The following is a 6000-nucleotide window of genomic DNA, read 5'->3' on the forward strand; positions in this document are numbered from 1 at the left end:
CAGAAATGCCGAGACTACACAAGAGACCAAATAGGTTATATGACGATAGTGCGTACAGTCCTTTAACGCATTGAGTAGCCTGATTGGGCGACAGGAATCGCTAAGTCATACAACGAATATAAAAATAGCCCACACTGTCATTTATGTGGCTGCAATCGAATTGGGTGTGGGTACATATAATATATAAATAAACTATTAAATGAACACGGAAAGTAAATTTTTGAACATCAAAGAAGCTGCAGAGTATTTAGGTTACTCCGCTGGCTATTTATACAAGTTGGCAAGTCTAAAGAAAATCCCGTCATACCAGCCAACGGGAAACAAAATTCTTTTTGATAAGGAGGAAATAGAGAAATGGGCAAAGAACGGAAGCCATGAAAATCAAAGATGACACAGAGCCAGTCTACCTTATTGACTTCTGCCGAAGAAAAGAATGTCAACAAATCAAAGTAGTAGAGACAAACGACGAGGAAATCCATGCGTTCCTAACAGGTATCTTTTCCAGCAAGCGAAAGAAAGGCAATGCAAGAATAGAAGATGGGACATTAGTAAGGGTACGCAAAATAGCAAAAGACGGCTCTTGTTGTGAAAGATTGCTTAACATGCCAATCTATAACATAAGCCCTTTACAGGCGAGAATTTACACACAAAAATGTATTAGATATTATTTTGAAAAACAATGAACATAGATTTTACAGAAAACAAATACGGGCACTTCGCATTAAGCGGAATATATCTGCTAAGGTGTTTCAAACATCTTGGCTTAGGGGCATGGGGGCTTGCAAGACTCTTTCACGAAAGAGTGATTAAACGCTACCCTCTTGCTATCATATTAGCCGTAATACTCTCTTCTATAGTCTTGTGTGCCGTACAGATAGGTAAAGCAAGGGCAGAGAGGGATAATGTTAGCCATGAACTGTATGTAACCCAACAGAAACTTGATAGCTTGAGTGCAAGATGAACGTACTAAGCCTTTTCGACGGCATGTCGTGCGGCAGGATAGCCCCGAAAGAGTTAGGTATCACGCCTAATATCTATTACGCTTCCGAGATAGACAAACATGCCATAGCGCAGACACAGCTCAACTTTCCCGACACGGTGCAACTCGGAAGTGTTACAGATGTTGATGTAAGCAAACTCGAACCGATAGACCTGCTTATCGGCGGAAGTCCCTGCCAGTCTTTCAGCTTCGCTGGCAGGCGCAACGGAATGACTACTACCGAACACGAGGAGGTATTAACGCTTGAACGCTATCTCGAATTGAAAGAACAGAGCTTCGAGTTCGAGGGGCAGAGCTATCTGTTTTGGGAGTATATGCGTATTCTGACCGACATTCGCAAATACAACCCGAATGTTTTGTTCTTCCTTGAAAACGTGGAAATGGGAAAGAAGTGGGAGTCAGTGTTAAGCCACGCTATCGGTCTGTACGGCGTGCATATCAACTCGGCTTTGGTTTCAGCACAGAATAGAAAGCGCATCTACTGGACAAATATACGTACACGTAAGGAAGGCTTGTTCGGGGAGATTTATACCGATATTCCCCAACCCGAAGACAGAGGTTTGCTATTGAAAGATATTCTCGAACAGGAAGTAGACGAGAAATATTACCTAAGCGACAAAGCTGTTAGTGCTTTGATTGCACATAGAGAACGCAACAAAGAAAACGGCAATGGCTTCGGGGCTGTATTTCACGAGCCGCAAGAGAAAATGGGTGCACTGAATGTTGGAGGTAAAGGTATGTATGATTTGGTAAGCATATACCAGCGCCCGAGAGGCTTCAATGCAGGTGCAGAATATACGGACAAATCACCGACATTAAGCACCCGTTCATGGGAGCAGAATAATCTATTGTGTATCTCTTCCAACCAAAAGCATGCTACTATCTCCGAAAACAAAAGCACGCCGCTTGTTGCAGCTGGTGGAATGGGTGGTGGACATGTGCCGATGGTGTCGTATATAGAAAAGAATATCAGACATGCGGACGAGAAAGCTCACGCCATGTTGGCGACAATGCACAAAGGCGTACAGGCTAACGGAACCACATTAATAGCAAACGAACGGGACTTTATGCGCATCCGCCGCCTGACGCCCACCGAGTGCGCCCGCTTGCAGACTATCCCCGAATGGTATAAGTGGGAGTGCTCCGAGACGCAACAGTACAAGATGCTCGGCAACGGGTGGAATATAGAGACTATTAAACACATTTTCAGTTTTATGAGCTTATAAACAATATGACAATGGAAAAAGAAAAGAAAATAATTGCCTATAAGGGCTTTGACAAAGATTTGAAATGTCGCGGATTTCAGTATGAAGTCGGCAAGGAGTATGAAATTGATGGCGACATCAAAGTTTGCGAACGAGGCTTTCATGCCTGCGAAAGTCCTTTGGAAGTGTTTGACCACTATGACATGTTGAACTCTCGATTTGCAGAGGTGGAACAGTCAGGGGAAATGGACAGAGAAGATACCTCTACTAAAGTCTGCTCCTCTAAGATTAAGGTAAAGGCAGAATTGAAACTTGCAGATATTATCAAACTCGGTGTCGAGTGGCTAAAAGAAACGACCTTACCGGGAAAGGTGGCGACCAAAGGTAAGCTGAATGATAATGGCGGGGACTATGCCCAGATTGGTTCCAGCGGGGACTCTGCCAAGATTGGTTCCAGCGGGGACTCTGCCAAGATTGGTTCCAGCGGGGACTCTGCCAAGATTGGTTCCAGCGGGGACTATGCCAAGATTGGTTCCAGCGGGGACTATGCCAAGATTGGTTCCAGCGGGGACTATGCCCAGATTGGTTCCAGCGGGGACTATGCCAAGATTGGTTCCAGCGGGGACTCTGCCAAGATTGGTTCCAGCGGGGACTATGCCAAGATTGGTTCCAGCGGGGACTCTGCCAAGATTGGTTCCAGCGGGGACTCTGCCAAGATTGGTTCCAGCGGGGACTCTGCCAAGATTGGTTCCAGCGGGGACTATGCCAAGATTGGTTCCAGCGGGGACTATGCCAAGATTGGTTCCAGCGGGGACTCTGCCAAGATTGGTTCCAGCGGGGACTATGCCCAGATTGAAAGTACAGGAGAAGACTCTGTTATAATGGCCGCTGGCTACAACTCTATTGCGAAAGCAAAAAAGGGGAGTTGGATAACACTTGCCGAATGGAAGAAAGACCGTGAAGACGGAAAATGGAAACCTGTCTGTGTAAAGACCGAGCAAGTTGACGGGAAACGCGTCAAGGCTGACACTTGGTACGAGTTGGTTGACGGAGAGTTTGTAGAGCAACAAGAATATTAAATTAATTAAAAACAATGGAAGCAATTAAAAAATTAATCGGAAAGAAAGTGATTGTACGCTCTTACGGAGCAGGTGTGTTTTTCGGAACATTAAATGAAGTCGAAAAATGCGAAGACAAGTACACGGTAGAGTTACTTAACTGCCGTAGGCTTTGGCAATGGGCTGGAGCGTGCAGCATTACACAACTCGCAGTAGATGGCACGAAAAAGCCCAACGAATGTCGTTTTACAATTACAGAGAAAAGCATTGTTGTTGCATCTGTTATCGAAATACACGAGTGTTCAAAAGATGCTGTTAAGTCAATCGAAAGTGTAGACGAATGGAAGCAATAGATAAGATTAATGCGTTTTTGCGCATAGACGAATTTCCTTCTGGCTCTGGCTATGGCTCTGGCTCTGGCTCTGGCTCTGGCTCTGGCTATGGCTCTGGCTATGGCGGTGGCTATGGCTCTGGCTCTGGCTATGGCTCTGGCTCTGGCTCTGGCTCTGGCTCTGGCGATGGCTCTGGCTATGGCTATGGCTATGGCGATGGCTCTGGCTATGGCGATGGCTCTGGCTCTGGCTCTGGCTCTGGCTCTGGCGATGGCTCTGGCGATAATATTAATTCAATAAACGGGAGTGCTGTCCACACAATAGACGGCATTCAAACTATAATAGCTCAAGTTGTTGGGCAGTATGCTAAAGGGTTTATATTGGGCGGCGACCTCACGATGACGCCTTGCTATATTGCTAAATGTGGCAATTCCTTTGCGCATGGAGAAACGCTAAATGATGCCTTTAGGGATGCAAGGGTGAAATTTGAAGAGCGTGCCCCTCTTGAAGAACGAATTGCACGATTCAACACTTTGTTTCCAGAAAATGACAAGCCCATTTCTGGTAGGGAATTATTTTCGTGGCACCATATCCTTACAGGCTCCTGCCTGATGGGGCGTGAGAATTTTTGTAGAGAACACGGGCTTGACATTGATGCCGAATATACTATTGCAGAGTTTATTCGCCTCACGGAGAAGGCTTACGGAAAGGAAGCCATTAAACAACTCAAGGAGAGCCGTGGCATTTAGCCACGCTCTTCTTGTATATCTTAAGAATTAAAACAATGAAACATAAAGATTTAGCAAAAGAGTACGCTACAGCAAGATTACAAGGTAGGCTTAGCGGAAACGAGGTGTCCTTTTCTGACAACAAAGTCTTCACCGAAGAAGATATCAAGGCAGCTTTCAACGCAGGGCGTGAGAGCGTGGTGGAGAATATGCCAAAGTTGAAATGGGAATGTGAATACCCATATACGGCAGACGAGGCTCGCACTCCAATAACCATTTTTCATATCTTTCATAATGACGATGGTTTCCATCTGGCTGGATATGGACTTGGACTTAGTAAAATGTTCGGCACATTGGACGAAGCTAAGCGTTTCGCTAACGAGGACTACAAGAAACGTATTAAACAAGCATTAGGGTTATGAAAAGAATATTAGATGCTTGTTGTGGCAGTCGTATGTGTTGGTTTGACAAACATAACTCCGAAGCACTGTTTATGGATATTCGCAAAGAAACAACGACACTATGTGACGGGCGTACATTGGAAGTCAATCCTGATGTTGTTGGCGATTTTCGTAATATGCCATTTGATAATGATAGTTTCCATATCGTGTTGTTTGACCCGCCACATTTGAAAACATTGGCAAATCATCATGGCTTGCAAAGAAATACGGTCGGCTATTCCCAACATGGGAGGACGACATTAAACAGGGCTTTGACGAGTGTATGCGAGTTCTTAAGCCAAGCGGTACGCTTGTGTTTAAGTGGAACGAGCAGCAAATACCGACAGATAGAATTATCGAGATTATAGGGAGGAAACCGCTGTTCGGACACACATCAGGCAAAGGCAGCATACCATTTGGATGTGTTTCATTAAGCAAATTAAGATATTAGTATAGAATAGCATGAAAATTAAGAAAATAATATCACAGTATCGCAGAGATTTTCAAGCGATATATGAGTGTGAGCATTGCGGATATACGAAGAAAGGTTACGGATATGATGATGATTTTTTCCATAACGAAGTTATCCCAAACAAAGTATGCCCTAAATGCGGTAAGAAAGCGGCAGACGATTACCGTCCGTTAGCAACGAAATATCCTGACGGAATGCAAGTGTGAAAACTTATACGCAATAAAAACAATACTGCACTAAGCCAGATAGGTTACGCCCGTCTGTGCCTCGCTTCAAGAACCTGAGAAGTTCTGGCGAATGTCGGAGGCTGCGCTATCGGCCATACGGGCATTTATTAAAACTCAATATTAAAAAGATGAAAACATATGTAATCACATTATCAAGGTATTTCCCCGCTAATCATAGTAAGGCGGGAATGCCTACTGATTTCAAAGAAAAATTCCTTAAGGGAGAAAAGATACACACCATTCGTTTGAACTACCCTCTGTGGGAAAAGCGCATTGAGGAAGTGCAAGGAGGCAAAGCCGTGCTATCAATAAGGCAGTGGGCAGGCAAGCCAGGACACAGCAAGCAAATCGAAATCGCACGGCTGACAGCTAAAGACGGAGCAGGAATACAGAAACTTTGCTTCCTAACCGCTTAACAGCGTGGGTTGATTATCCCGAAAGAACATTATCCGTTGATTTCAAACACCTGCAAAGAACGACGGACTTTCCCTCGCCGACTGGTGCGACTGGTTCAGACTCTATGACCTGTCAAAGCCCC

At 44.8% G+C, this 6000-nt stretch carries 10 protein-coding genes and 1 pseudogene; all 11 read left to right on the forward strand.

Annotated features, from left to right (window positions below):
- Positions 1–199 precede the first annotated feature (199 nt).
- The 11 genes and pseudogenes from C7120_RS09340 to C7120_RS09385 all read left to right on the forward strand — a co-directional run bounded on the left by C7120_RS09340 (position 200) and on the right by C7120_RS09385 (position 5878).
- On the forward strand, positions 200–391 hold the full coding sequence (locus tag C7120_RS09340) for a helix-turn-helix domain-containing protein (RefSeq protein WP_107621209.1): 192 nt from the start codon (positions 200–202) through the stop codon (positions 389–391).
- Entirely contained in the window at positions 375–683 is a 309-nt protein-coding gene (locus C7120_RS13805; RefSeq protein WP_146154232.1) for a hypothetical protein, read from the forward strand. The genes C7120_RS09340 and C7120_RS13805 overlap by 17 nt, the downstream gene beginning before the upstream one ends.
- Positions 680–961 (forward strand): hypothetical protein, encoded by a 282-nt coding sequence (locus C7120_RS14170; RefSeq protein ID WP_107621210.1) that lies wholly within the window; start codon positions 680–682, stop codon positions 959–961. Before C7120_RS13805 ends, C7120_RS14170 begins: the two co-directional genes overlap by 4 nt.
- The gene (dcm, locus tag C7120_RS09350; protein WP_107621211.1) at positions 958–2226 is read left to right on the forward strand and encodes a DNA (cytosine-5-)-methyltransferase; all 1269 of its coding nucleotides are present in this window, start codon (positions 958–960) and stop codon (positions 2224–2226) included. Before C7120_RS14170 ends, dcm begins: the two co-directional genes overlap by 4 nt.
- Positions 2227–2237: 11 nt before the next feature.
- Entirely contained in the window at positions 2238–3284 is a 1047-nt protein-coding gene (locus C7120_RS09355; RefSeq protein WP_107621212.1) for a hypothetical protein, read from the forward strand.
- 14 nt (positions 3285–3298) lie between these two features.
- Entirely contained in the window at positions 3299–3616 is a 318-nt protein-coding gene (locus C7120_RS09360) for a hypothetical protein (RefSeq protein WP_107621213.1), read from the forward strand.
- Positions 3604–4344 (forward strand): hypothetical protein, encoded by a 741-nt coding sequence (locus C7120_RS13960; RefSeq protein ID WP_158267363.1) that lies wholly within the window; start codon positions 3604–3606, stop codon positions 4342–4344. Before C7120_RS09360 ends, C7120_RS13960 begins: the two co-directional genes overlap by 13 nt.
- Before the next feature lie 35 nt (positions 4345–4379).
- Positions 4380–4745: a hypothetical protein gene (locus C7120_RS09370; RefSeq protein WP_107621214.1), complete on the forward strand. Its 366-nt coding sequence runs from the start codon at positions 4380–4382 to the stop codon at positions 4743–4745.
- A pseudogene (locus tag C7120_RS09375) lies at positions 4742–5219 on the forward strand (class I SAM-dependent methyltransferase). Before C7120_RS09370 ends, C7120_RS09375 begins: the two are co-directional and overlap by 4 nt.
- Positions 5220–5225: 6 nt before the next feature.
- The gene (locus C7120_RS09380) at positions 5226–5441 is read left to right on the forward strand and encodes a hypothetical protein (protein ID WP_107621216.1); all 216 of its coding nucleotides are present in this window, start codon (positions 5226–5228) and stop codon (positions 5439–5441) included.
- Positions 5442–5590: 149 nt separating this feature from the next.
- The gene (locus C7120_RS09385; protein WP_233247057.1) at positions 5591–5878 is read left to right on the forward strand and encodes a hypothetical protein; all 288 of its coding nucleotides are present in this window, start codon (positions 5591–5593) and stop codon (positions 5876–5878) included.
- Positions 5879–6000: the final 122 nt, after the last annotated feature.

The sequence above is a fragment of the Prevotella sp. oral taxon 376 genome (genome assembly GCF_003043945.1).
Taxonomy (GTDB): Bacteria; Bacteroidota; Bacteroidia; order Bacteroidales; family Bacteroidaceae; genus Prevotella.